This window comes from Methanobacterium lacus (assembly GCF_000191585.1).
GTDB classification, from domain to species: domain Archaea; phylum Methanobacteriota; class Methanobacteria; order Methanobacteriales; family Methanobacteriaceae; genus Methanobacterium_B; species Methanobacterium_B lacus.
In genome coordinates, this window is the sequence record NC_015216.1 from 1811982 (window position 1) to 1837591 (window position 25610).

25 protein-coding genes are annotated in these 25610 nt (G+C 33.0%); 12 read left to right on the forward strand and 13 right to left on the reverse strand.

Going from position 1 to position 25610, the window contains the following annotated elements:
- Positions 1-14: 14 nt before the first annotated feature.
- The 4 genes from METBO_RS08765 to METBO_RS08780 form a co-directional block, all read right to left on the reverse strand.
- On the reverse strand, positions 15-596 hold the full coding sequence (locus tag METBO_RS08765; protein ID WP_013645342.1) for a PH domain-containing protein: 582 nt from the start codon (positions 594-596) through the stop codon (positions 15-17).
- 169 nt (positions 597-765) lie between these two features.
- Complete coding sequence (locus METBO_RS08770) at positions 766-1290, reverse strand: hypothetical protein (RefSeq protein WP_013645343.1); 525 nt, start codon at positions 1288-1290, stop codon at positions 766-768.
- A gap of 497 nt (positions 1291-1787) precedes the next feature.
- Positions 1788-2009, reverse strand: a complete 222-nt coding sequence (locus METBO_RS08775) for a TRAM domain-containing protein (protein WP_013645344.1) — start codon at positions 2007-2009, stop codon at positions 1788-1790.
- A 38-nt stretch (positions 2010-2047) separates the two neighbouring features.
- Positions 2048-2269, reverse strand: coding sequence for a TRAM domain-containing protein (locus tag METBO_RS08780; protein WP_013645345.1), 222 nt, complete (start codon positions 2267-2269; stop codon positions 2048-2050).
- 866 nt (positions 2270-3135) lie between these two features.
- On the opposite strand from METBO_RS08780, the gene METBO_RS14070 reads away from it, so the two are divergent.
- Together METBO_RS14070 and METBO_RS13070 are read left to right on the forward strand one after the other, a co-directional pair.
- Positions 3136-3267, forward strand: coding sequence for a hypothetical protein (locus METBO_RS14070; RefSeq protein ID WP_013645347.1), 132 nt, complete (start codon positions 3136-3138; stop codon positions 3265-3267).
- 707 nt (positions 3268-3974) lie between these two features.
- The gene (locus tag METBO_RS13070) at positions 3975-5696 is read left to right on the forward strand and encodes a PAS domain-containing sensor histidine kinase (RefSeq protein WP_013645349.1); all 1722 of its coding nucleotides are present in this window, start codon (positions 3975-3977) and stop codon (positions 5694-5696) included.
- A gap of 81 nt (positions 5697-5777) precedes the next feature.
- Here the strand turns inward: METBO_RS13070 and METBO_RS08795 are convergent, their stop codons facing one another.
- Entirely contained in the window at positions 5778-6128 is a 351-nt protein-coding gene (locus METBO_RS08795; RefSeq protein ID WP_013645350.1) for a hypothetical protein, read from the reverse strand.
- Positions 6129-6397: 269 nt separating this feature from the next.
- Entirely contained in the window at positions 6398-6592 is a 195-nt protein-coding gene (locus tag METBO_RS08800; RefSeq protein WP_013645351.1) for a hypothetical protein, read from the reverse strand.
- Between the two features lie 1160 nt (positions 6593-7752).
- Between METBO_RS08800 and METBO_RS08805 the strand changes: the two genes are divergently transcribed.
- The 7 genes from METBO_RS08805 (at position 7753) to METBO_RS08835 (ending at position 15839) form a co-directional block, all read left to right on the forward strand.
- A complete protein-coding gene (locus METBO_RS08805) occupies positions 7753-7908 on the forward strand; it encodes a ribbon-helix-helix protein, CopG family (RefSeq protein WP_013645352.1) in 156 nt (51 codons plus the stop codon).
- Positions 7909-8048: 140 nt separating this feature from the next.
- A complete protein-coding gene (locus METBO_RS08810) occupies positions 8049-8984 on the forward strand; it encodes a transcription initiation factor IIB (RefSeq protein WP_048186669.1) in 936 nt (311 codons plus the stop codon).
- Positions 8985-10005: 1021 nt separating this feature from the next.
- Entirely contained in the window at positions 10006-10302 is a 297-nt protein-coding gene (locus METBO_RS08815; RefSeq protein WP_013645355.1) for a hypothetical protein, read from the forward strand.
- 333 nt (positions 10303-10635) lie between these two features.
- A complete protein-coding gene (locus METBO_RS13235) occupies positions 10636-12690 on the forward strand; it encodes a PAS domain S-box protein (protein ID WP_083804486.1) in 2055 nt (684 codons plus the stop codon).
- A gap of 435 nt (positions 12691-13125) precedes the next feature.
- Complete coding sequence (locus METBO_RS13075) at positions 13126-14394, forward strand: pseudomurein-binding repeat-containing protein (protein WP_052296790.1); 1269 nt, start codon at positions 13126-13128, stop codon at positions 14392-14394.
- A 332-nt stretch (positions 14395-14726) separates the two neighbouring features.
- Complete coding sequence (locus METBO_RS08830; RefSeq protein ID WP_013645358.1) at positions 14727-15491, forward strand: ParA family protein; 765 nt, start codon at positions 14727-14729, stop codon at positions 15489-15491.
- Positions 15492-15839: a hypothetical protein gene (locus tag METBO_RS08835; RefSeq protein WP_013645359.1), complete on the forward strand. Its 348-nt coding sequence runs from the start codon at positions 15492-15494 to the stop codon at positions 15837-15839.
- Positions 15840-16271: 432 nt separating this feature from the next.
- Here METBO_RS08835 and METBO_RS08840 read toward each other — a convergent pair whose 3' ends face one another.
- A complete protein-coding gene (locus tag METBO_RS08840) occupies positions 16272-17801 on the reverse strand; it encodes an MFS transporter (protein WP_048186429.1) in 1530 nt (509 codons plus the stop codon).
- Between the two features lie 169 nt (positions 17802-17970).
- Positions 17971-18393: a pyridoxamine 5'-phosphate oxidase family protein gene (locus tag METBO_RS08845; RefSeq protein ID WP_013645361.1), complete on the reverse strand. Its 423-nt coding sequence runs from the start codon at positions 18391-18393 to the stop codon at positions 17971-17973.
- A 366-nt stretch (positions 18394-18759) separates the two neighbouring features.
- Between METBO_RS08845 and METBO_RS13675 the strand changes: the two genes are divergently transcribed.
- The gene (locus METBO_RS13675) at positions 18760-18915 is read left to right on the forward strand and encodes an SHOCT domain-containing protein (protein WP_013645362.1); all 156 of its coding nucleotides are present in this window, start codon (positions 18760-18762) and stop codon (positions 18913-18915) included.
- 410 nt (positions 18916-19325) lie between these two features.
- On the opposite strand, the gene METBO_RS08850 is transcribed toward METBO_RS13675, so the two are convergent.
- The 3 genes from METBO_RS08850 to METBO_RS08860 form a co-directional block, all read right to left on the reverse strand.
- A complete protein-coding gene (locus METBO_RS08850) occupies positions 19326-19841 on the reverse strand; it encodes a DUF308 domain-containing protein (RefSeq protein WP_013645363.1) in 516 nt (171 codons plus the stop codon).
- Positions 19842-20148: 307 nt separating this feature from the next.
- Positions 20149-21396 carry a pentapeptide repeat-containing protein gene (locus METBO_RS08855; protein WP_013645364.1) on the reverse strand — a complete coding sequence of 416 codons (1248 nt, stop codon included), beginning with the start codon at positions 21394-21396 and terminating at the stop codon, positions 20149-20151.
- Positions 21397-21646: 250 nt separating this feature from the next.
- Positions 21647-22429, reverse strand: coding sequence for a type 1 periplasmic-binding domain-containing protein (locus tag METBO_RS08860; RefSeq protein ID WP_013645365.1), 783 nt, complete (start codon positions 22427-22429; stop codon positions 21647-21649).
- 288 nt (positions 22430-22717) lie between these two features.
- Here METBO_RS08860 and METBO_RS08865 point away from each other — a divergent pair, with 288 nt between their 5' ends.
- Positions 22718-23482 (forward strand): C39 family peptidase, encoded by a 765-nt coding sequence (locus METBO_RS08865; RefSeq protein WP_013645366.1) that lies wholly within the window; start codon positions 22718-22720, stop codon positions 23480-23482.
- 69 nt (positions 23483-23551) lie between these two features.
- Here the strand turns inward: METBO_RS08865 and METBO_RS13080 are convergent, their stop codons facing one another.
- Together METBO_RS13080 and METBO_RS08875 are read right to left on the reverse strand one after the other, a co-directional pair.
- On the reverse strand, positions 23552-23989 hold the full coding sequence (locus tag METBO_RS13080) for a PepSY domain-containing protein (protein ID WP_013645367.1): 438 nt from the start codon (positions 23987-23989) through the stop codon (positions 23552-23554).
- Between the two features lie 479 nt (positions 23990-24468).
- Positions 24469-24690: a TRAM domain-containing protein gene (locus tag METBO_RS08875; protein WP_048186430.1), complete on the reverse strand. Its 222-nt coding sequence runs from the start codon at positions 24688-24690 to the stop codon at positions 24469-24471.
- Positions 24691-24930: 240 nt separating this feature from the next.
- Between METBO_RS08875 and METBO_RS08880 the strand changes: the two genes are divergently transcribed.
- Positions 24931-25185, forward strand: a complete 255-nt coding sequence (locus METBO_RS08880; protein ID WP_013645369.1) for a hypothetical protein — start codon at positions 24931-24933, stop codon at positions 25183-25185.
- The last annotated feature ends 425 nt before the right edge of the window (positions 25186-25610 follow it).

Below are 25610 nucleotides of genomic sequence, written 5' to 3' on the forward strand. Positions count from 1 at the left end.
CCCCCCCCCCCGATTTAAAATCTTTCGTCGTCGTACCTTTCTTTGCGTTTTGATGCCCTTGATTCGGGTTCTCTGCTTAGTACTTCGATCCTCTGGTTTATTAGATCTTCAACTTGGTTTGGTTTTGGTATGTCCTCTAGAATGAGGTTGGTTTTATCCCTACCACCGAATATTTCAATGTCACCAGAACTGGATATTCTCTGTACTAGGCTTTGGGTTACTTCAATGTCTTGCATCTTGTTGAAATGAATGTAAACACTTTTAGTACTCAGTACTCCGCTTTTTATCTGTACTCTTTGGGTTGTGACTGTGTACCATGTGGATCTCCAGCTAAGGAAGTTCCAAAGAATCCAGAAGAAGAGTACTGCGATTATAATGAGTAGGACATATGTAGAGTACTGAACAAATGGTACAGTTGTGAGATAGTCAATTCTGCCCTGTATAGCTGCAAAAATTCCAATTATTGCAGTGAAGAAATATAGAAGTAACAATAGAATTATTAATCGGATAAAGGCTGATTCAAGGGTTGAAATAAATTGGGGCCTTGTTTTAAGTAAAATTTTTTCACCAGGATGTGTTGGTCTTCTCATGCTCATTCTATCACTCGTTTATAGTATGGGACTATGGTTCTAAATATCTATCCATGTTTCATGTCCTGGATAAGATTTCTGATATTTCCTAAAAAAATTTGGATACAATAATTTATTTATTTCTAAAAAAGAATTTTTTAGGGTTTTATCCCTAAAAAAAAGTACTATCCAAAATTTATTTGGTTGCATTTGTTGTGCAGTTGCTTACTGGGTGTACTGGTACCACTGGGTGTACTGGTTTTTTAATTGGTTCAGGTCCTACTGGATGTACTGGTACTACTGGTTTGATTGGTTTTACTGGTTTTTTGATGTTGGTCTTCTTTAAAACTTTCTCTGTTACATTAACCTTCCACTGTAGCTGTTTGGTCTTGATCTGGAAGTTCTTGATCTTGATGTTTGCAGGTGATGTTGGATTTTTAAGGTAACTTGTTATGGCAGTGTTTAGTTTAGTTGCTTGTTTTTCGTACTGATTTAGTGCGCTTAGTAGTCCTTTATTCTTTGTTGTATTGTTGTAGGTTTTTTTAAGACCTTCTATCTTGGTTATAAGATCATTTAGCTGTGTTTGTACTGCAGTTAATTTTGCAGTTTGATTGCCTGTTAAAACCACTGTTTTAGTGGTTGTTGTGTTTGCTGCATATATTGGTGCTGTGCCAGCCAGTATGGTGACCACACAAAATACTGCAAATAGTTCTTTTTTCATTATTTCGCCTCCGATCCCAAAAATCTTTATTAAAAAAGATTTTTTGGACTGGTTTCCCTATACCTTCATGATCGCATATAAACCTTTTGTTTCAAACTTGAAAAAAACAGGCTCTTAGAACGATTTATAGAAATTAAAGCCCAATTAACAGTTTTTGTTTTAGCTGTTAACTGAAATCTTTATTTAATGGATATTTTTAATGAAAATTACCAATTTAAACTTGGATTATCCAAATAAGGTTTATTACAACGAGGTTAATTTGAGGTACAGATTGAGTAAAATGCCGCAACCTATTTAATAGTCGAAACTAGATAAAAATACTTCATTTTAAACAGTTATATTTAAATTTAAACCTTAAATGGACTGTTTTTATGATTTCTAATGATTTTATAAAAAAAAGAATGACCTTAAGAAGTAAGTTGTATTTGTAAAAAAAAAGATGAAAATTAAAGTAGTTTAATTTTCTAAGATGTATGCTGATTAAAAAATTTTGGAGTTTATTCAACTATGTCAGCGAAAGCAAAGTTCCTTCTTACAGAGTTAACTCTGATCCTTACTTCGTCGCCGACTTTAGCACCTGATACGAACACAACAAAACCTTCGACACGAGCAATTCCGTCTCCGTCCCTGCCAGTATCTTCAATTTTAACATCGTATTCTGAACCTTCTTCTATAGGTGCGTTATTTTCCCTTTCATTTCCGTAATTATTTCCAAACATATTAATTCAACTCCGATTGATATCGAATTTTAATAAAATTATTCTACAATGTCAGCAAATCCAAAGTTCCTTCTTACAGAGTTAACTCTGATCCTTACTTCGTCGCCGACTTTAGCACCTGCAACAAACACGACAAAACCTTCGACACGAGCAATTCCGTCTCCGTCCCTGCCAGTATCTTCAATTTTAACATCGTATTCTGAACCTTCTTCTATAGGTGCGTTATTTTCCCTTTCATTTCCGTAATTATTTCCAAACATATTAATTCAACTCCAAAATATTCAACCATTAAGGTTATTTTACTATTCAATTCAAATGTGTTCTGTATATTAGATGATAGATGAGTAGATTTGTTAATCTTCTGCGTCTGCCATGACTCCATATTCAATTTCTATTTCACAGCCCTTTGGCCCACAACAAAAGTGTTGTAAATCAAATTTTACCATCATAATTTCACCTCACATACATAATTTTAAACTACTGAAATTCTAAATCTTTTTTTTACATAAACAATTTTTTGGACAAAAAAAAGTTTATTCAAATCAGAAATCATATCCAGAACAGTTATTTTAAAGGATATTACATTAAAAAAGTAGTTCCTCAAATTAAATCCTCTATGATTAAGCTTAATTTTATCCCACGCGTTTAGTATAATTTTAACAATTCCATTAGTTCTAAATTTTATATGTAGCTCATAGTATATATTATATCGCTTTTTATCCCAAACAAATGTTATTTAAAAACAAGTAAAATATTACTCTCAAATTTTTTTTAATGTAAACATCTCATTGCAAATTTTTAGCTACTAATAACAGTTAGTATTTTTTCTATACCTTGAGTTACCAAACATATAGTATAATTTGAATGTATATATCTTTTTGGATATTATTTTATTTGACTATTTTTGATCATATTATTTGACTTATATCCAATTACGATTTCCTTGGTGTGAGTTATCTAGTTTTCATTATTTTTGAGGAAGACTATAAATTTTATCAAATAAATTTTCAAAAGCAGTAATTCTTAAACTCCTTTATGGAATAATGTTGCATAAAAATTTTATTTCTCACATGCACTCTAATCAATCTGGTTATAAATAAAATATCAAAATTTGTACCTGGACGTGATGAATAAGAGATTTAGTGAAGGTACTAAAAAGGGTAGATTTGCAGAAATAACAGATCCTGATATTTTTCAGGATCATGAGGAAGTTATTGTTTTTACCAGGGAAGAATTTGGTTGGATATACAGATCCTGATGAATCAAATTAATTATGTTAATGACATTGCTTTGAAATTGGAACCTCATGAAACATGGAGATTAATGAGTTACTGGCCTAAGATAATGGAACGTGTACATATTATTGCTAAGAATATGGATATGTTATTAACGGAAAAGTCACAGCAAACTTATTAGATGCTTTTTTGTACGATGCATCTACACCGGTTAAATCAAAACAGTCACTTATTAAAGAAAAAGTTCCATACTACAAATGTATATAAAAAATTTAATTATTTTTTTATTTAAAAATTAATTTATGATTAATATTATAATACTTATTTAATGCTTGGAAATATTTTCCAAAAGTTGCACGCATCTCATCAATTGCTGGATCCATTTTTTTTATGATACTCTCTAAAATTTTATTTAATTCTTTATCCTTTCCCTTAAAAAGAACTTCATTATTCTGCACTGAGCTTAATATAAGCAATACTCATATACCATAAAAATGTTTCTTAAGATATTAGATACTGTTGTAGATTATTATCCCACTGAACCAACGATTATAATATTATTTTTATATTATGTACAAATTTTGGTGATTGAGATCTGCTTATTTTTTTATTTAAAAATAATTTAATCATATTTTTGAATATAATTCTGAATTTTACATAAAATTATTAATGTTTTGAAGAGCATAATCAATACAGTAATTAGTCTAATTATTTTTTATGTGAGGGTTCAATGGATAATGAAAAGTCAAAAGATAGTGAGATGCGTAAAAAAGCTGAAGAAATACTTCAAGGCAATTTCAATCCTATAAAATATACATCGAAAAATGTTGATGAAGTAATTTATGAGTTACGTGTTCATCAGATTGAATTAGAAATGCAAAATGAGGAACTGAGGGTAGCTCAGTTAAAATTAGAAGATTCAAAACATAAATATTTTGATTTATACAACTATGCACCTGTTGGATACTTTACTCTAAATAAAGATGGGATAATACTAGACGTTAACCTTGCAGGAGCATTATTATTAGGAGTTGAAAGACTAAATCTCCAAAAATCAGCATTTATTCAATACATTGATCCTGCTTGTCGAAACGAGTTTCATCATCATATTATGAATGTTAAAAAACAAAGAAAGGACCAAACTGCAAATATCAAACTCTTAAAGATGAATGATCCCTTTTACGCACATTTGGAAACCGTTAAAGTTTTAGATAATGAGGGAAATTTAATAGAGTTCAGAATGAGTGTATTCGATATTAATGAACTTAAAACTACAGAAGAAGCTTTAAAACAGATCAAACATAATTTAGAACTTAAAGTAGAAGAACGTACACAAGAGCTAAAGTCTGCAAATGAATATAATCGTAGTTTAATAGAAGCCAGTTTAGATCCATTAGTAACTATTGGGCCGGATGGTAAAATTACTGATGTAAATAGTTCAACTGAAAAATTTACAGGCTGTACTCGAAATGAACTCATTGGCAGTGATTTCTCAGACTACTTCACAGAACCTGAAAAAGCTAGAGAAGGATATCAACAAGTATTCAAAGAAGGTTATGTATTAGATTATCCATTAGAAATTAAAAATAAAAATAGACATACAACACCAGTATTATACAATGCAACGGTTTATAAAAATAAATTTAATGAAGTTATAGGTGTTTTTGCTGCTGCACGTGACATAACCGGTATTAAAAAAGCAGAAAGGAAATTAATAAAATATCAAGATACACTTGAAAAAAAAGTTAATGAACGCACAAAAGCACTTAAACAATCAAACAAAGAATTAAAGGAATTTGCTTATGTGGCATCCCACGATCTTAAAGAACCATTACGTATGATCACTACTTTTTTACAGTTACTTGAGCGACGATATAAAGATAAATTAGACAATGAAGCTAATGATTTCATAAGGTTTGCTGTTGAAGGATCTAAACGTATGGATAATATGATCAATGATCTTTTAGAATATTCTCGAATAGGAAATCAAGAAAGGGAATTTGAATATTTACAAAGCGAAAAACTACTTGATACGGTTTTAATGAACTTAAAATCATCAATAACAGATACTAATGCCATTATAACTCATGATCCACTACCATTAATTTTTGCTAATGAACAGCTGATGATTCAGTTATTTCAAAACATTATAAGCAATTCCATTAAATATCATGGAGAAAAAAATCCTGAGATACACATTTCAACAGATAATGCAAATGATGAATATATATTTATTATTAAAGATAATGGAATTGGAATGAATCAAAATCACTTGAAAAAGATATTTACTATTTTCCAACGACTACACACACGAGAAGAATATGAAGGAACAGGTATTGGTTTAGCTATTGTACAAAAAATAGTTCAAAAACACCGTGGAAAAATTTGGGTTGAATCCGAACTTGGAAAAGGAACAACATTCTACTTTACTATACCTAATAAAAATTATTAAGATTTTTTTTCTAAGACTTCGATTGTATAGTTCATTTTGTACATCATAGAACATTTGAAATGTATATATTGAATCTAAAATTCATTTTATGATGAAGCTATTTCTTAATTCTTGGTAGTATGGAAAGTATGTGTTTTCTAGGATTTTTTTAAGGTGAGTTAGGGCTTTGGTGTATATACTATAAAAGTTAGTAGTGTATACTGCATAGTTTAGTATAAATTCTATTTCAAAATAGTTAATTTCATGATTTACATTGTAATTCATTTCTATATCGTATTTTGATACTTTTGAAATATAGTTTTGAGTTTTGAGATCTAAATATAGTTTTTCTTCTGGATCTATTATTTCATTGTCTATGAAGTTTATATGGATTCTTAAGTCTCCAGGTAAGCTGGGAGGTAGTTTGTGATGGGAGTAGTTGTATTCTAACATTTAGAGATGCTCAGTTGTATAATTTATTTATTTGATTGTCTATATGCATTTTACTATATAATAACAGCTTAATAAAGTGTATTACATCTTAATGTAACATTATTTATTATTTCAAGATTTATAAAAAAGTATTAAAATTTATGTTAGTAATTTAATAATATGATAAAATTTTAGTTATTTTTGTGCTATTGGGCTAATATAATTGGTCACAACGATCGACATTAAATAACCCATTCTAATCTAATTATCTAAAAAGAAATAAAAAATTTTTATTTCTTTTTGCTCTCCAGTTTTTTCCCACCTGAATCTTTAGGGTTAACTTTAGTATCCCCATATTCTTTTTTATATAGTTCTGGATCTTCTTTTTTAAGGAGATCAGGCGGTGCCCTTTCCTTCATGTCTTCTTCTGCTGAAGACCACATGTCATCACCGGTTTCCTTTTTTTTCTTTTTATTTTCATCCATGTTATAACAGCTCCTTTCTATTTAAAATATATATTCAAATACAGTTTAAATAAACCTATTACAATATATTACATTACTAAAAATATACAATTTTCGTTTTTTGGAAACATAAAAAAAAAAATTCTGTAGAAAAATGTTATTGTATTAGAAAAAAAATTTTATGCAGTTCTCTTCCACATATAGACAGCCTAGTATGGTGGCATGTTGTTATGTGCTGAACCTAAGGTTTCTGACTTCTCTTTGGCTTAGACCTATTAAAGCCATTAGTGTATAATTGCTTGATTTCGTGGTGGAGATACTTCAACAAGTTTTTGAATTTCAGTTTTAGTCATCAACCTACTTTAATTTTTTTCTAAGATTATATCTTCTTTATTTAGAGTTATACCAGGAGGGTGAATATTAAAAGCATTATAAAACGATTTTACAGAATTTATATAGCTTTGTATAGTTTGAGGGGAGTTTTTTTTTAGAAATTAAATGTTTTTTAAATTTGATTACATAAAAACTATACTTTCTTTTATTTAATCTGATATTTTCTACTTCTTCTTGATCTGCTTCTTCATAAACTTCTAAAATAGTTTTATTTAATAAATTAGAGTACTGATTAATAGCTAATTCATATAATCTTCTTGTACTTTGGCTTAAATTCTTTTTTCAAACCAATAATCAATTATATCTTCATCCGAGTACATAGCTTAGTTATCCTCCATATCCTATGCTTTTACACAATTAATATAGAAATTATTGTAAGAGCATGTGATAACTACAACTATAAAAAAAACTACTAACAGTTAATTACCACACAATAAAAATCTTCGGTTTTGATATGGGTTGAGATACTTTTTATTAATATTCCTTTAGCAAAACTTTTATATATGAAATGGTACAATTATGATATAAAAGATTAATGGTCATTTCTAGTTTTTTTGTTGTTAACGGATCCCTTGACACAATCATATTTTCCATAAAAATTGATTGGATCCTGATTTAAAAATTCTGGAAATGTTAAAACCTGGATGTGTGGTGTAAAACAGATCATTTGTATAACAAAATAGATCATTATATATAGTATGTAAAACAAGTTATATATATAACAATTCTACTGACTTGTATAAGTTGATGGTCTGTGGCGCTTTTTTTTAATTTATGGTAAAAAAACTATGTCCAAAAAGATAGCTGTTGGTTTAAGGTTAGACGAAGTTCAACTCGAACAACTAAAAACTTTCTCCAAGCGTAAAGGTGGAAGCCCAATAAGTCACCACATAAGAATAGCCATAGCAGAATATCTTGAAAAATACGACAACAGTAACCTCTAAAAAAAAATATAGATTGAACTTCATTGGTTTTAACTAAATTTGCTTCCAGGTAATACTTAAGGTCTAAAAAATAGTGATGTAAGGGAGATGTAAAGGTAATGGATAATACTCATGATCCTGATGTTTCAGGAAAAGAACAGATGAAACAGGAAGTTTCAGAAATTGAAAAGAAGGAAACCAGATGTCCAGAATGTGGATCTGAACAGATCATAAACGATCCAGAACGTGGAGAGGTCGCATGCGGAGCTTGTGGACTGGTGATCGACGACAATATAATGGACATGGGACCTGAATGGAGAGCATTTGATAATGAACAGCGTGATAAAAGAACCAGGGTAGGGGCACCAATGACCTACACCATTCACGACAAGGGACTTTCCACCATGATCGACTGGAGAAACAAGGATATCTACGGTCGTGACATTCCTGCCAGAAACCGTGCCCAGTGGTACAGGCTCAGAAAATGGCAGAGAAAAATCAGAATTTCCGGAGCAACGGAAAGAAACCTTGCATTTGCACTGTCCGAACTGGATAGGGACTCCTCAAGACTGGGACTTCCAAGAAGTGTTCGTGAAGCAGCTTCAGTTGTTTACAGGAACGCTGTTGAAAACAAACTCATCAGAGGAAGAAGTATCGAAGGAGTAGTTGCAGCATCACTCTACGCAGCCTGCCGTAAATGTAACGTTCCAAGAACCTTGGATGAAATAGCAGAAGTATCCAGGGTGGGTAAAAAGGAAGTTGGAAGAACCTACAGGTTCTTAACCCGTGAACTCAACATCAAACTACCACCAACATCCCCTGTAGATTACATACCAAGGTTTGCAAGTGAACTGAACCTTTCAGGAGAAGTACAATCCAAGGCCATCGAAATAATTAACAACGCCATGGCAAAGGGACTTACATCAGGTAAAGGTCCGACAGGAGTTGCAGCAGCAGCACTCTACATAGCATCAGTACTTCTTGGAGAGAGAAAAACCCAAAGGGACGTTGCAGAAGTCGCTGGTGTGACAGAAGTAACCATAAGAAACAGGTACAAAGAACTAAGCGAAGAAATAGAAATGGGTTTAACCATTTAAAACCCATTTTAACTCATTATTTTTTTTCAAATCCCCTAAAAAATACAAATTTTTTTTTATACATTATTTTGGAATCTCTATTTTTAAAAACAGTTCTTACATGCAATTTAAAATCAAAATTTACTCTCTTGTAAACTGGTATTTGATCTGTTTTATTTTAGAGGAGAAAAACAAGCTAAATTGTTGGATGAGTTAGATCTGATAAAATAAAAAACATAAAAAAAATTGAGTACATATTGCTTAAAGTTAAAAATAGAAAAATTTAGATAAAAAAAAGGATTTATCTGGTGAATGGGTTTTTAACTGCCCTTCCCCTTTTACTTCCTGCTTTTTTGTATCCTTTCTTCGGTCGAGTTCTTTTGTTAGTTCCTGATATTTTTGCCATATTAATTCAACTCCTATTTTTGTATAAACTTCAAAACTTTAGATTTATGAATTGATCAAGTTAAACTACCCAGTAAATCCAACTTCAAATTTTGAATTGTTGTTAGATCCATTAAAAGTTTCAGGGTAAATATGATTATCTATCCTGAACATGAAAATTTTTTTAACTAAAGCTCTATTTGTAATTTAAGGTTGGTATTATTATTTAATTCTTTAGGATATTTAAAAAAGATTACATCGAAAGCAATCCAGCTCAAAAAATTCTCATGTAATGAATCATTTACACTGTTTAAGTTTCCATACTATATAAGATTATAGTTAGAAAATTTCCAAAAATAATCTTAAAAATCGTGACTCAATCCAACCATATCCATGATTTAGGGGATTTAACCCTCCTAAAACTCCATTTATTAAGGTAACCGTTGTTGATGGTGTGGAGTTATGAGGATTTTATTTGCTGGATATGAACTGCACATTTTTTTTGTTATTTCCACCAAGTATATGAGTATTTTCACAAAAGAGTTCCAGTAAATTTATATAGTTGTGATATTAACCCAATTTTTAGGATATAAACATTTTAAATACTGAATAAAGTCTTTATACTCCTTAAAAATTTTAAACTAGGAGGATTTGGTGGATGATTGCAAATATTTATGGACAGTACGGTGTGAATGTTCAAGAAGTTTTCATGAATATCGATGGGTTTCTTGAAGAAAATTTTGATAAGTTCGAGGATAAGAATCAAATTTTAAACCAGGAAAATTTGATGAGAATTAAAATTTTAATATGCGACTTAACAGCAATGGAAGGACTCAGTCCAAAGGAAATTAAACATCGTGAAACTTTGATCTACGAATTAATATCCATATTGAATATGTACTACCTGAACAATAAGGATAGTTTAGATCCTGAAATATTCTTCTTAACTCCCTAAACTTTTTTGCCCAGGATCCCTATTTTTCAATGATCTTCAATTTTATTGTTGACTAAATTTTTTTTATGATACATCCACCAATAGTTTTTGAGATGTGAGTATCCACTAAATTCAGTGTATAGCATTCTAATGCAGAAATATTTATAGTGTATCAACCATAATGTTAAGTTAGAATATGAGACAATATAATTAGTGTAGGAGTATGATTTACCACTGAAACATCTTGTTCATGTAATGATTATTTGTTAAATTTTATTTACTAAGGATTTACTATGCTTTTTTTTATTGTAATTCTGGAAACTTTGGTTTAACTTAGGATTGGGGTTGAAAATAGTGGAAGAAAAAAATGTTAACACTCCGTTAAATCCTGATGGTTGTATTGGCTCAACTGCAAATTTAACTATGTGGGAACAAACTTTTGATGTTTTACCAGATCTTGTTATCATAATCGATGAAAATCACATCATCACAAATATCAACAGAAATTTTACCCAACATTTAAATGGCAAACCAGAAGATTTTATTGGTAAAACTTGTTATTCTCTGGTTCACTCAACTGATGAACCCCCTGATTTTTGCCCCCATTCATTACTCATCAAAGATCATAGGGAGCACACCAAAAAATTTTTCATAGACAGTTTAAATGGGTTCTACAAGGTATCTGTTTCACCTATTTTTGAGGGTGACGAGTTGAAGGGTGCAGTTCATATTGTTCACAACATCACAGATGTGAAAAAGCTTGAAGAATCTCACAATAGATTGGCCACCATTGTTGAGTCTTCTGAAAACACCATCATAGGAAAGGATCTTGATGGTACAATCACTGACTGGAACAAAGGTGCAGAAAAGATGTACGGTTACAGTGCCAAGGAAGCTGTGGGCAGATCCATTTCCATGCTCGTGCCAGAACATCTTGAAGATGATGTTTGGTGGATAATGAACGAGATCAAGGAGGGCAGATCCATCAAAAACTATGAGACAGTTAGGATTACCAAGGATCAAACCATCATCCCTGTTTCACTCTCCATATCACCCATCATCGATCCTAGTGGAACTACAGTTGGGGCAGCGACCATTGCCATGGACATAGCTGAACGGAAAAAGATTGAAAGGCACCGAAGAGAACTTTTGGAAAGACAGAAAAAACTCACTAAAAAACTTCAGACAGCAAATGAAAAGCTTAAAAACCAGCATATGGAACTTTTTAACATTAACCTGACCTTAAGGGAAGCCAAAAACAAATTTTTCAATGCGTTTCATAAAAATCCTGCAGCCATGATCATCACCGACAACGAAGACAGGTTGGTGGAATTAAATGAAAGCTATGTTAAACTAACTGGTTACAGTAGGGAAGAATTGATTGGAACCACTCCAGAAAAATTAAGCCCGGTAATGTATTTAAGAAATGATAATCCCTTGGATGGTCAAGATTTAGAGAAGAACACCGAAACAGAATATGGGATAACAACTAAATCTGGTGAAAAACGCATAATTCTAACTCTCTCTGAATCAATTGAATTAAAATCCAAACCCCATACTATTTCTTTTATATATGATATAACAGAGCGTAAAATTTCTGAAGAACACAAAGAAATACTTTTAAAAAAGGAACAGGATCTGAGCGAAAAGTTACAGCACTCCAACCAGGAACTTTTGGACATCCAAGAGAAGTTAACGAAAACCATTAAAAAGCTTGAAATATCCAATTCAGAACTTCAACAATTTGCATATGTGGCATCACACGACTTGAAAGAACCATTAAGAATGGTTACAAGCTTTCTTCAACTTTTAAAACAGAGGTACGAGTACGAACTTGACAGTGATGCCAACGAATTTATAGACTTTGCTGTGGACGGTGCTAAAAGGATGCACAACCTAATAGAAGATCTGCTTGCCTACTCCAGAATCATGACCAAAGGTAAAGAATTTGATGTCATGGACATGGAAGAAGTTTTAGAACACGTTATCATAAATTTAAAGGTTTCAATTGATGAGACCCATGCAGAAATTACCTACGATCCCCTCCCAAAAATCTGGGCTGATGAATCGCAGATGATACAACTCCTACAGAACTTGATTGAAAATTCTATTAAGTACCGGAACCAAGAAGTTCCAAGGATACATGTCTCAGTTAAGGAAGAGGAGGAGGAATGGATATTTTCTGTGAGGGACAATGGCATAGGTATAGCTTCCAAACATGCCCAGAAGATCTTCATGATCTTCAAACGTTTGCACACCAATCAGGAGTATGATGGTACTGGAATTGGCCTTGCAATCATTAAAAGAATAATTGACAGACATTCAGGCAGAGTTTGGGTAGAGTCTGAATTGGGCCAAGGTTCCACCTTCTTTTTCACCATCTCAAAGAAATTGCAGAATTCCATTTAAACAGTACCCCCTGAAAATGGGATGTGCAACCCATGAAAATTTTTAGGGTTACAACTTATTTTAATCTGCCAATAAAATTCTAAAAATTTAATTGAAATTGTATAATATTGAACCTTTTTCATTGAAAAAATTGAACAAGTATTAAATGAGAAAAACTACAATATTAGAAAACACTCATCTTGTTTAGAATTATTTTATATAATACTAAATCATTGGATGAGACCAAAGGGGGTATTAAAACATCTAAATACTTTGGTCAATGTAAATTAGTATTAAGACTAATTATTATTGATTTCAAAGATTTTTAATCCTCTGTTAAGAATTTATGGCATTTAAATCATTTAATTGTCAAAATATGATAGTTTATTTCATTTAGGAGTTGTTAAGATTAAACAAAAATTAGCCCTAACAATTTTGTTGCTAATAGGATTGAGTATGACCTTAAATTTAGGTACGTCCTTTGCAGCAAACAGTTCCAGTACATCCAACGTTCAAATCAAAAATACAACAAATACAACAGTGAAAACAACAGCCACATCAACTAAAACAGTATCCACCGCAAAAACAGTGGGTACAACATCCACTAAAACAGTTAGAGTTCTTATCTACAATGGAAATGGTGCCATTACAAGCTGTGTTACTGGTATTAAAACTGCATTAACATCTGTTAACAACAACAATCTTGTACCAGGATACAAATTTACCTACGCAACATCCACAACCATTAGTTCTTCAATTCTATCGAATTATGACCTTCTGGTCATGCCGGGTGGAAGTAGTGGAAGGACATATATAAATAGCTTGAGTAGTTCGGCGAAGAGTGCGATTAAAAACTTTGTTTACACCGGCCATGGATTTTTAGGTATTTGTGCAGGAGCATATGCAGGTTCCAATTACGTAGATAGTATGTACTCTGGACTTGGAGTTGCTCCCCATGTAAGATCTAAGTCAGTTATACACGAAGGAACTCTTCCTGTAACCATGACCAGTAGCGGAAGTTCATTACTAGGTTTCAGTGGTACTTTAAACCTTGCGCATTACAACGGCCCTGCTATGTATGCTTCAGGCGGTACAATAACCACCTTTGCAACTTATGCAGATAGCAGCACAGGTTACAAGGGTTACGGTGCTATTGTGGGTGATACCTATGGTAGTGGTAGGACTGTTTTAAGCGGACCTCATCCAGAGTTAGCTCCTCAAAATCCAACTTTATTAGCTAAAATGATGATATGGGCCAGTAATGTTGGCAGTTCCACATCTACCTCATTTACCATGAGTCAGATAAATACTGCTGCTAAAAGCGTTAAAACGTACATTGAAACCAACAAGAAAATGCCATCCTATGTTACTATCTCAGGTACTCAGGTAACAATGGCACAGTTCCTTAAACTTTTAACTTCCGACTTGATAAATGTGAACAGCGGATCATCATCCGCAATAACATTAACTTCAACAACAGCACCTGGAAGCACAGTAAACACGCTTAAAGCAGGAAATATTCAAAAATCTGAATATTTGAAGATTGCAAACAGTATTAACAGTTTCATAAACACCAACAACAGAGCACCATCCTACGCATCAAGCACCCTTGGAAAAATCGGCTTCGGATCAATGGTTTACATGTTCTCCAAGATCATGGTTTACTACGCCAGTAACGGAAGATTGCCGAGCTACGTTTCAATGACTAGCTCGAGTTACCTCTAAAATAAAAAATATATTTTTTGGATCCATCATTGGATCCAAATTTCAATCCTTTTTTTTAAGTATTTTTTTATTGGACGAGCGATCATAATGCTAATTTTATATTATGTCTCTTAATTTTGACGGTCTAAATCTTCAAGAAAAGACAGATTAGTCATCTTTTATTACAATCCTTTTGATCTGGATTTTTTTTTGTGTCTTGAGCTTTACAAATGTAAAACACATTTATAACTATGAAATATCAATATCAGTATAACTTATTAACTTAAGAACTGATGATTTGTTAAAAAACTTTTTCAAACAAAGATTTATTAGATTAAGGAGTTGTAATTTACATGGTGGAAGTTGTAGCAGTTTTAAATCAAAAGGGAGGTAGTGGTAAAACTACTACCGCAGTTAACTTAGCTGTAGGATTGGCATTGAAGGGTAAAAAGATTTTATTAGTTGATTTTGATCCTCAGGGAAATGCCACCACATCACTAGGACTCATGAAGAGGGAAATGGATAATACCATGAGGGATGTTCTCTATGGAAAGTGCGATATTGAAGAAGCTGTCCTTGAAACAGAACATAATGGATTGAGTTTAATTCCTGCAAACATCAAACTTTCAGGAATCGAAGCTTATTTAAACGCTCAAACAGCACCTATTGCAGTTTTGAACAATAAGTTAAAGAATATTAAGGAAAATTATGACTACGTGTTCATTGACTCACCTCCAACACTTAACATCATAGCCACAAATGTTCTCACTGCTAGTGATAGTGTTTTAATTCCAATACAAGCAGAACCGTTTGCTTTAGAAGGAATGGTTGACTTGTTAGAGGTTATTGACATAGTTGCAGAAGATCTCAACAGCCCAACAGAAATTAAAGGTGTTCTTCTAACAAAATTCAAACCTAAAACCAAATTAGGCAGGGAAGTGAAGGCTGAAGTGCAGAAGTACTTCGAAGAAGAATTGTACAGCACAGAGATACCTGAAAATATTAGGGTTGCAGAAGCCCCAGGTTACAACAAGCCTGTGATTAGTTACGACCCAGATTGCACAGGTACTAAGGCCTACCTCAAGCTGACTGAAGAATTTTTAAAGAGGGATGAATAAATGAAGAAAATGCAAACAGGCGGTCTTGGTAACGATATGGGCAAGTTACTTGAACGTAAGGAAAAAAAAGCAAAAACACAGGCCCAAGTAAAGGAAACCAAACCAACTAAACAGGTCTCTGCAAACCAAGGTTTAGATTCAGATCTAATTGAAAATCTTCATGGCACAGCTAAAAACCAGCCCAGAATATCCTTCTGGGATTTGGAATCCAAGGTTATCTTGAGTTACTTGAGAGAAACAGAGCCAAAATTTAGCATAAGCCGCAAGATTTCCACAGTTCTCCATGAATACTTCCAAAGGGAGTATCCGGAATTATGGTCAGAAGTTGAAAATCTGAGGGAAGAATAAAGAGAGTAGCACCAATATTTCTTTTTTTTTGCAACTCCTTTTTTTTATTTATTTTCTAATTTCAAACAGGGATCGAGTTAAAAATTTAAATAAATGAAAATTCATGAGATGATTAACTTGATCACTTAATAACTTATTCAGTGAATAACTGAATCACTTAGTAACTTAATAAGTTAATTATGTAATCAGTGATTAACTTGTGAAGTTAATAAGTTATCATCCAAAATTGCCATTGATCACAAAGTCCTAAATGAGGTTTTTGTTAAGTTACGAATTAGTTGTAAAAACTTAAAAATCTTTAGAATAATTATATTTAGAAGAATATTATAACTTATTTAGTGAGTAACTTATTAACTTACTAAGTAAATAAAAACCGTCTTGTTTCCTAACTATTTTAATAAAAATAAAAATAAAAAAAATGGGAAAAGAGTCTCAAGTTGTTCTTCTTCTTGGAATGAAGATACAAGACACAAATCCCAACAAGAGTATCAAGGACAGCACATTAAATGCTTGTTTCATTGCACTGCTTATTGACGAGTCTATTATTTGACTGTAGTACGGTACAAGATCCGGAGGAACCTCAGGTGTGCCTGTTTGCATCTTCTCAACGTACTTAAACACTCCACCTTCGATCTCTGCTTTGGTCATGTTTCCTGTTTGTCCACTTGCTTCAACACCAGCAACTACTCCGTAGAATATTCCAACTAACAACAGAACACCTATTAATGCTGTTCCCACCGAGTATCCTAAGTTTTTAAATGAATTTAAAAGACCTGCCGCATCTGTTTCTTGATCGTCCCCTGCTGCAGACATGGTGATGTTGGTGAGTTGAGATAGTAACAGTCCAATACCGATTCCAAATATCACTGTTCCAGGTACGATATCTGTTGGTCTGGCTGAAACAGTGAAGACTCCCCCTAAGAGGAATGTTCCAAGTGCAGCCACAAAGAATCCCAACATTAGCACGTACTTTGGATCGAGCCTCGAGGATAGTTTAGCCCCTCCAAGCGAGCATATCAAAATGGTTATAGATGCCGGTAAAAGTGTTAAACCAGTTGTGAAGGCATCAACCTTGGTAACCTGCTGCAAGAATACAGGTATTATAAACAGAAAACCTGCAAGGGGCAGTTGTGTTATGAAGTTGTTGAGTATTCCCAATCCAAATATCCGATCTTTCAATAGGTATATGTCAGATAGTGGTTCCTGTCCATTTTTGATCCTTCTTCTTTGCCACAGTAAGAATATTGCAAAGAGTACCAGTCCAGATCCTATTAAAACTGCTACAGATCCCCAATTTTCGGGGCGTGTTAAAAACAGAATTCCCAGTACTATGAGTATGAGGGCCACTATGGATAGAACCGCTCCAACCAAGTCTAGATCCTTCCACTTGAGGGTCGGTACAGATTCTGATATGCGGTTTCTAAATAAAAATATGATAATGACAAATATTAGTTCAGATCCGAACACCAATCTCCAGGTTAAGAAGGAGGTGAAAATTCCCCCAATTATTGGGCCCACTGCAGCACCCATGGCAGCTATCCCTCCCCATATACCAAATGCCGTGACTTTGTCCTTTCCACTATAATGTGAGCCCACAATGGTTGTGGTTGCAGGTAAAATCATGGCCGCACCTATACCTTCAAGAATTGACCAGCCTATAAGTAACATGGTGGCATTTACACTCAAGGTTGCAGTCAGTGTTCCACAGGCATAGATCCCGAGTCCAATGAGAAAGGCTTTTTTCCTGCCCAGAATATCCTGTAATTTACTGCCCAACAGCATAAAAGATGCTATTACCAATGCATAAATTGCTATAATGCCCTGAATAGCACTTAGTGTTGTGTTTAATTCTACAACCAATGTTGTGATGGCCACATTCATTGCTGAAGAATCTAAAACAATGATAAAAATTGCCATACAGGCAATGATTACCACTCCCCATTTGTATTGATTTTCCTCCATAATAACCACTGTAAAAATTTTAGTATAATCCAATGAATGATAATTACAATTATTATTAACTATTTCAAATATACAATGCCAATATTTTAAAATCAACAACTAATTGGTTTGATCCATCAATAAAGACCAGACCAATTACTTGTTCCAAACGTCTAAAAACTTTTAGATCTCAGAATTTGATCATTTTCTTGGGTTCAAAATTTGATTCCATGGTCCAGAAGTAGGCTTCACCACTTGGAATCCTGAAAATTACCAGTCCAGGATGATCAAATGTCATACCAAATTCCTTTAGAAATGGTCTGTCTTCAAGTACCTTCTTTTTAAGTTCAGGATCATCCACGAATTCTACTTCACCAGCAACCCGCATCATGGTTCCAGAATATTCTCCTGGCTGCCAGAAACATACTTCAACCTTTGGATTTGCTTGAAGCTGGGCATACATATCTTTTACAGCACCTATCTGAAAATAAAAACCAGTTTCATCCGCAAACCAGAAACCTAAAGCCCTTACACGAGGCTGATCTCCTTCTGCAGAAGCAAGATAACAAACAGGTGTATCATTGGCAAATTTTATACAATCGTCGTAGTTCAAATTGAATTCCTCCTAAAACTTGTGATTAATACTATTATTTAGTGCATGGAATTTTAAATTTTCTATTAAATCAACACCATCACAGCATTCACATCAACAAATGGTCAATTATAAGAAAAATATAAATCCCAATCCAAAAATGAGTTTCAAGTCGACAACAACATTATCCATAATTGAAACTAAGGCTTATAAATTCAATCAGTAAATTTATGTAAAAGCTACAACATAATTATTAAGGTAGGAACTTTTCAAGTTCCACTTTGTGTAGAAGTTTAAAGAAGCAGAGTGTTGTTTTACAGCTTTAAAATCCTTTAAAGAAAAAAATATGGTGTAATACATATTACATTACATTTAGGGAGGAAAATTATGAACGATAGTACTGTGGGCGCAATGATGTTTGTTTTAGGTGTGGTACTTGCGATTTTAGCTGTTGCTGTGCCAGGATTGTTTTATTGGTTGTTCTGGATCGTGGTCATAATACTAATAGTATATGGACTTTACCAGTGGTTATTCCGAAAATAACTAATAAATTTGAGAACATTAACCTACATTTCAATATATTTTTTAATTTTTTGAATTATGACCTTATGTCCAATGGGAATTTCAAGATTTTTTTCAATAGTGTAGTAATTTAAACGACTATCGTCTTGATAATTTTAATTATTCCATTAAAATAGCATTTTTGGGCATGATTTTGGCATGATTTGGGAATATTGATTTATATCATCCAAACTAAAAGCATGTCTGAGGAAAGTATAATACTATTTTTAAACCTCTTCAAAACCAGCGGTATTATCCGGGTAAACGCCTCCCAAAAAAATTTACCCAGGATATGCCGATTGGTTACTTGAATCTGTCATGTTAATGGACAAACAATTTTTGATATAAAAAAAGTTTAGTTGAATTAAAAAAAATGGGGGCTAAAAAAAATCTTAGTTTTGTGCTTCTGCCACTTCCATTGGATTGACAAAAAATAATGCTATACCATCAATGATTAGCCAAATTCCTATTAAAAATGCAAGATATATTGGGTTCCATGCATAAGCTGCTAGTATCATGTAGAGGATACCGAGTATTATACCCAAAACACCGGATCCTTTACCAGCAGTTCCTTCTTTAGAGAACAATGATAGGAATCCTGATATTAACAGGAAGAATCCTGCTATGTAAAGTGCTAAGCTTACAAGGAAACTGAATGCTAAAACATTACCAAACAGACCTATACCTACTATAATTGCTAAAATTCCAAGAATTAAATATGAGATACTGACTCCTTTGTTTGAAGCCCAAACTCCAAAACTCTGGATGAGTAACCATATTCCTAAAAACAATATTCCAATACCTGCTATTAAGCTTACAGTGAAAACACTGATTAATGGGAATATTATCACTAAAATACCTAATATAATTGCTAAAATACCTAAAAGTACATTGCCTTCCTTTGCCATAGATTAAATCCTCCTAATATTTTAGTTTTGAGCCCCCATTTTTTAAAAATGGTTCATGTTAACCCATGAAATTTAATTTTCTTAGGATTTACAAATTTATCCTGAATTTAATCATGCACTTCATGACATCTCCATGTCATAACTTAGTTCTAAACTTTACAATCAATAATATGTCGATACAGCTATTAAAATTTTTTTATGGGAATGAAATTAAAAAATAATCAGTTAAATCCTGTTAAAATTCGAGTACTTACCCAGTTAATTTTAAAATATTAGACTTAAAAAAAATAAGTTAAAAAAAGATCATTTAAGATCTTTTGTTGATAGCAAATCCACTTACTAAACTGAGTACTCCTAGAAGTGCTGGTAGAATAGGTAATCCAGTGTGTTGCATTGGAATTGAGTTTGTACTGTTTAAAGTGTCGTTTGCAGAAAGATTTCCGCCATTTCCACCTTTACCGCCGTTACCGCCGTTACCAGCGACTCCGGTTTGTTCAGCTGTTATTGTATACTCATCGGATCCATTATCATCAAATGATCCATCATCAATTCCATTATCATCTGATCCATTATCATCGGATGATCCGTCATCGATTCCTGTTTCATCGTACCCGTTGTCGTCGACTTCACCAGAACCACTGTCAGAGTCATCTGCTCCAGAGTCGTCTGTTTCTTCTCCTCCAGCTGCTAATGGTGCGTTTCCGTCTGTGAATTCAGATGTTGCTAGTGTGTAGTAGATATCAGTTGGGTTTGTATCGTCAGATCCTGAATCGTCAGCACTAGAATCATCAGTTGTTAAGTCATCTGCTACGAATTTTTCTAGAGTTAGAGTTCTGTATACGTCACTTAATGGTTCGTAAACAGGGTCTATTGTATAAGAATCATCTACACCAGAATCATCAGCACCAGAATCATCTACACCAGAATCATCAGCACCAGAATCATCTACACCAGAATCATCTACACCAGAATCATCTACACCAGAATCATCTACACCAGAATCATCAGCACCAGAATCATCTACACCAGAATCATCAGCACCAGAATCATCAGCACCAGAATCATCAGCACCAGAATCATCTACACCAGAATCATCAGCACCAGAATCATCTACACCAGAATCATCTACACCAGAATCATCAGCACCAGAATCATCTACACCAGAATCATCTACACCAGAATCATCAGCACCAGAATCATCTACACCAGAATCATCAGCACCAGAATCATCTACACCAGAATCATCAGCACCAGAATCATCAGCACCAGAATCATCAGCACCAGAATCATCTACACCAGAATCATCAGCACCAGAATCATCAGCACCAGAATCATCTACACCAGAATCATCAGCACCAGAATCATCTACACCAGAATCATCAGCACCAGAATCATCTGCCATGTATCCTAGGTCTGTGGTTGTTTGATCTGCTTGTTGTAAATTTACGTTATCTGCAGTATTTACTTCGTTTGGGTTTGCTGCATAACTCCCTGATAAGCATACCAGTAGAGTAATTAATACCCCCAATATTTTGAATATTTGTATTCCCTTCAAAATAATTTACCTCCCTTTTCACTCCAAATCTTTAATTTTTTTCCGCAAACAATATTTACCGCCTCAATGCCTTATATATATTTGGGTGTGTTTTTACCAATAAAACCGTTTAATAACCTATATTTTTTAAAATAAAGCCGTTAAAATCGATTTAAATATGGAGTTGCAGATCGTTGTAATTCGATGTTTAATTAAGTGATTGATAACATTAAAAGAAGAAAAAAAGAGGTTGGTGGAATACATATCTAATCTAATCGTAGCTAGAGGTTCCGCCATAATATTTAGCAGTATTTACACCACTTTTAACATAATCTATGTTAATATATCCATTATTGTAGTAGTACTGGAGTTCAGAGGCATGTAAAAGCTCATAATTTGTGTATGGACTTTCTAGATACGGGAATATTAGTCCTGTGATACAGTAAATATAAGCAGGAATTATTCCGTAGGTTTTTGTTAATATTTGGAAGTAAAGTGGAAAACCACATCCTGGAGCTATGACTGGATTGTCTGTACGTACTGTTCCATGCCATACCATTGGAATAGGGCCATCTTGTCCATGTTGTTTTGCAACCTTTTGAACATGCTTCATCATATCATCATAGTTGTCGTACACAACACCATCGGACATGTACTTGTATCTGCCATCAGGAACACCAAATAGCGCTACCTTTAATGAATCAAAGAAATTTGTCTGGTTCAAGCTTGTGGAACCTCCTCCTTGTGTGTCTATAAAGGCAACTTCTATTATGTAAACTCCGTCTGGATCCGTGGTACTATTAACACCATCTTCTAAGTAGCTGGAATATGTTGAACTTCCTGCGAAGTGAACAACCAAAGCACATTTGGAGTTATGTTCTTCTGCATACTTGGCAAGCAGTACAGAATGAGGATGTCCTGGATACATATCTGGATTTTCAAGTTTAACAAATGAAAGTCTTCCCAGAGGTTGGATAGGTCCAAATAGGGTTATTACAAACGAAAAAACCAAAACCAATGCTACTGCACCAATAATTACAGTGGAAAACTTCATTTTTTATCACCAAAGAATCTAAATTCTATTTAGAAATTATACATTTATTAAATTTAATATGAACTTCTTTTTTTTAAATACTTATTCCATAACTGATCTATTTATTGAATTTTAGTTTATGGAACTTAATTCCTTTACAAATAATTAACTAACTAAGTTAAATATCTAACTCTAATATAAATAATTAGCAGATCAACCAGCCATAGAAATAAATAAAATTATATTGTACCAATAAATTTCCATTTCATTGGCCAAAAATTAAATAACAGCATAAACTTATTTTATATTATGAATCTGAAATTAAAGTTAATTTTAATGGTTCTATCACTTGTAATTGTAGCTGTTCCATTGGGTGTTTATTCAGAATCAACCAACAACTCTACAGAAAATATTCCTATTATAAACATAACGAACAGTCAAAACCTTTCACATAATAATACTACTATTCTTAGGGTACCTGACCTTTTAGCTCCAACTGCAAACTCAACTGGACCCACAGCATTGCAAGAAGTTTTAGCCTATTATGGAACCAATATTGGGATCGATAAATTAGTTAACCTAACTAACAACACTGAAAATGGAACCTTCCCAAATAACATAGTCGAAGCTGCAGATTCTTTAGGTTTCCAAGGTGAAATAAAAGAAAATATGAGCCTTGAAGATCTTCAAAACTACGTTGACCAAGGCATACCAGTTATTGTGAATATCCAAGCGGGAATTAACGGAACAGAAAACTTCAACTGGACCAGTTCCCAGCAAAACGGAGAATATATGGTAATTGTTGGTGTTGACAGTCAAAATGTTTATTTGGAGGATCCAACCATCCTTGGAAGCGTTGGTTACATTCCAAATCAAGAATTTTTAGATAGGTGGCATGCAACCTTTCAAACTGGAACAAACTCCACAAACAGCAGCACAAATTCAACTAACACAACCAACAATACTAACAGTACCAACAGCACGAATTTCAATATTTTGTTCTACAACCACATGGGAATAATTGTTACAGGCGGCAGTTCCACATCCCCACCATTATTTGTAAAACTAAACTAAGGTTTTTTCATGGTCCCACAAACAAACCCTATTATTTTTTTTATAAAACTCAAAATTTAAAAAAAATAGTTATTTACTGGGTGCTCCTCCTGCTCCACCCAAGTTCTTGCCATTTTTTGCATCGATATCTATTTCTCCAACCTTTATTCTGTTTTGAATTACAGGAACGATATAAACCCTTTTATTATTGTATTTAACGAGTTTAGGTGTTCCTGGACCTGCACCATGTTGTTTTATGAATTTTTTTGCCAATAATTTAGCTGTTAAACTGGATATAATATGCCCCTTGGATTTAGTTTTTACATTGGATGATGCTGATACTGTGAGTGGCGATAGTTGGTTTAGATCATTACCATTTGTTTGACCCGATATCTGATTTGATACTGGTTGATATGGCGACGAAATTACCTGTTTATTAGTGTTAACATCAGAAACAGCAAAGGCCACAATTAGAACTCCAGACAAAGCAATAAACATTGTAAACAATAAAACTGCCCTTCCAAACATTTTGTTTGAACCTCCCCAAAAATGTTTTCAGAAAAATTTGCCACCACTAAAATAGCTAAATTCATCCTATTACATACTACTTCATCATGACTAATATAATTTTCCAAATGGATCTATGTAAAAAAAAATAATCTGTTTGAAACCTCTGATTTGATTAATAGGCCACATAAATGAATCCTAATCAAATTAGATTCTATAAAAAAATGATTGCTCAATCCAATGGAAAGTACAATATTTGTGACAGGATCATGATGATCCATAGACCGCAATTAGAAATAAGAATGATCCAATAGAAACAAATGTAGATGGTAGTAAGATATGTAATTATAAAAATAGTGAACTATGAATCAACTAAAAGTAAAATTTTAAAAAAATATTGATTAAAAAGTCAAAGTAAAGCTTTATTAGTGAAAATGATTAAATTTTATTAAATTCATCATTCTTATCTAAAAAACAAGCTTCAATTTGAATTTTTAGTATTATTCTACGATATCAGCAAATCCAAAGTTTCTTCTTACTGAGTTAACACGAACTTTAACTTCGTCGCCGACTTTAGCACCTGCAACAAATACTACAAATCCTTCGATACGAGCGATTCCATCGCCATCTCTTCCAGTATCTTCAATTTTAACATCGTATTCTCCGCCTTCTTTAATTGGGGCGTCATTTCCTCTATCATTTCCGTAGCTATTTCCAAACAAAATTATCACTTCCAAATTTTAGTCCATAAAGACTTGATAGCCAATTATAGACGTATTTACTTTGGTTTTTAGAGCATATATAGTAATGGGATTTTTGAACGTTTTTTTAGAAAATAATTTTTGTAAAACGAAAAAAATCTGAAAACTGATCAACTAGACCAAAATATCCTTTGAAAATATGGAAAATAAAAAAAATTGAAGAACAACAATTATTCATAGTATACATCAAGGAGACGAAATATGGAAAATAAAAAAACTGCAGGCAAAAAACTTTTAGATTCAATCAAAGATAGAAGAAAAATGTTTCATTCTAAGGCACGTTTTCCTAATGCTATTTTAATCAATTCCAATGATTATTCTGTTTTAAAGGATTTTATAAACATTGATACTAAGGAGTCCTTGACTCAGATTTTAGATCTAGCTATCTTCATATCTGATGACGTTCCTTCATTTCAGTTGATACGTACCTACGACCATGATGATTGTTCTGTTTAATTAGAAAAATTAAGCTCAAATACTACAGTCAGTTATTCATTACCGACAATATACTTAGCCCAGCAATTTGATTATCCATATCTCATCTACCCCCTGTAATCAGCGCTATTTTAATTTAATTTGTTTTATTTAGTGATTAAGTTCCATAAAAATCAGTTTAATATGTTCTTATTCCCATCACAAAGACCAATAACGATTTTTTAATTGATAAGTAATATTTATTGAGTTTTGAGAAATTCAAGAGTGGAATGTTCCCCATAAACAACTGGCGTTAACGACTATTTTTTAAAAATAAGTTTCAAGGAATAAGCTTTTGTAAAAAATAGTATGTATCTGACTATTCTGCTAATCCTGTTTACAAAACCGTTAAATAAGGGATTAAATTAAAAACAGACCTCTAACCGGGTTTTTTTATCATTACACAA

Excerpts from the sequence above, each read along its gene's own strand:
- METBO_RS08765 (WP_013645342.1), bottom strand. The coding sequence starts at position 596 with ATGAGCATGAGAAGACCAACACATCCTGGTGAAAAAATTTTACTTAAA.
- METBO_RS08770 (WP_013645343.1), bottom strand. The coding sequence starts at position 1,290 with ATGAAAAAAGAACTATTTGCAGTATTTTGTGTGGTCACCATACTGGCT.
- METBO_RS08775 (WP_013645344.1), bottom strand. The coding sequence starts at position 2,009 with ATGTTTGGAAATAATTACGGAAATGAAAGGGAAAATAACGCACCTATA.
- METBO_RS08780 (WP_013645345.1), bottom strand. The coding sequence starts at position 2,269 with ATGTTTGGAAATAATTACGGAAATGAAAGGGAAAATAACGCACCTATA.
- METBO_RS14070 (WP_013645347.1), top strand. The coding sequence starts at position 3,136 with ATGAATAAGAGATTTAGTGAAGGTACTAAAAAGGGTAGATTTGCAGAA.
- METBO_RS13070 (WP_013645349.1), top strand. The coding sequence starts at position 3,975 with ATGGATAATGAAAAGTCAAAAGATAGTGAGATGCGTAAAAAAGCTGAA.
- METBO_RS08795 (WP_013645350.1), bottom strand. The coding sequence starts at position 6,128 with ATGTTAGAATACAACTACTCCCATCACAAACTACCTCCCAGCTTACCT.
- METBO_RS08800 (WP_013645351.1), bottom strand. The coding sequence starts at position 6,592 with ATGGATGAAAATAAAAAGAAAAAAAAGGAAACCGGTGATGACATGTGG.
- METBO_RS08805 (WP_013645352.1), top strand. The coding sequence starts at position 7,753 with ATGTCCAAAAAGATAGCTGTTGGTTTAAGGTTAGACGAAGTTCAACTC.
- METBO_RS08810 (WP_048186669.1), top strand. The coding sequence starts at position 8,049 with ATGAAACAGGAAGTTTCAGAAATTGAAAAGAAGGAAACCAGATGTCCA.
- METBO_RS08815 (WP_013645355.1), top strand. The coding sequence starts at position 10,006 with ATGATTGCAAATATTTATGGACAGTACGGTGTGAATGTTCAAGAAGTT.
- METBO_RS13075 (WP_052296790.1), top strand. The coding sequence starts at position 13,126 with ATGACCTTAAATTTAGGTACGTCCTTTGCAGCAAACAGTTCCAGTACA.
- METBO_RS08830 (WP_013645358.1), top strand. The coding sequence starts at position 14,727 with ATGGTGGAAGTTGTAGCAGTTTTAAATCAAAAGGGAGGTAGTGGTAAA.
- METBO_RS08835 (WP_013645359.1), top strand. The coding sequence starts at position 15,492 with ATGAAGAAAATGCAAACAGGCGGTCTTGGTAACGATATGGGCAAGTTA.
- METBO_RS08840 (WP_048186429.1), bottom strand. The coding sequence starts at position 17,801 with ATGGAGGAAAATCAATACAAATGGGGAGTGGTAATCATTGCCTGTATG.
- METBO_RS13675 (WP_013645362.1), top strand. The coding sequence starts at position 18,760 with ATGAACGATAGTACTGTGGGCGCAATGATGTTTGTTTTAGGTGTGGTA.
- METBO_RS08850 (WP_013645363.1), bottom strand. The coding sequence starts at position 19,841 with ATGGCAAAGGAAGGCAATGTACTTTTAGGTATTTTAGCAATTATATTA.
- METBO_RS08860 (WP_013645365.1), bottom strand. The coding sequence starts at position 22,429 with ATGAAGTTTTCCACTGTAATTATTGGTGCAGTAGCATTGGTTTTGGTT.
- METBO_RS08865 (WP_013645366.1), top strand. The coding sequence starts at position 22,718 with ATGAATCTGAAATTAAAGTTAATTTTAATGGTTCTATCACTTGTAATT.
- METBO_RS13080 (WP_013645367.1), bottom strand. The coding sequence starts at position 23,989 with ATGTTTGGAAGGGCAGTTTTATTGTTTACAATGTTTATTGCTTTGTCT.
- METBO_RS08880 (WP_013645369.1), top strand. The coding sequence starts at position 24,931 with ATGGAAAATAAAAAAACTGCAGGCAAAAAACTTTTAGATTCAATCAAA.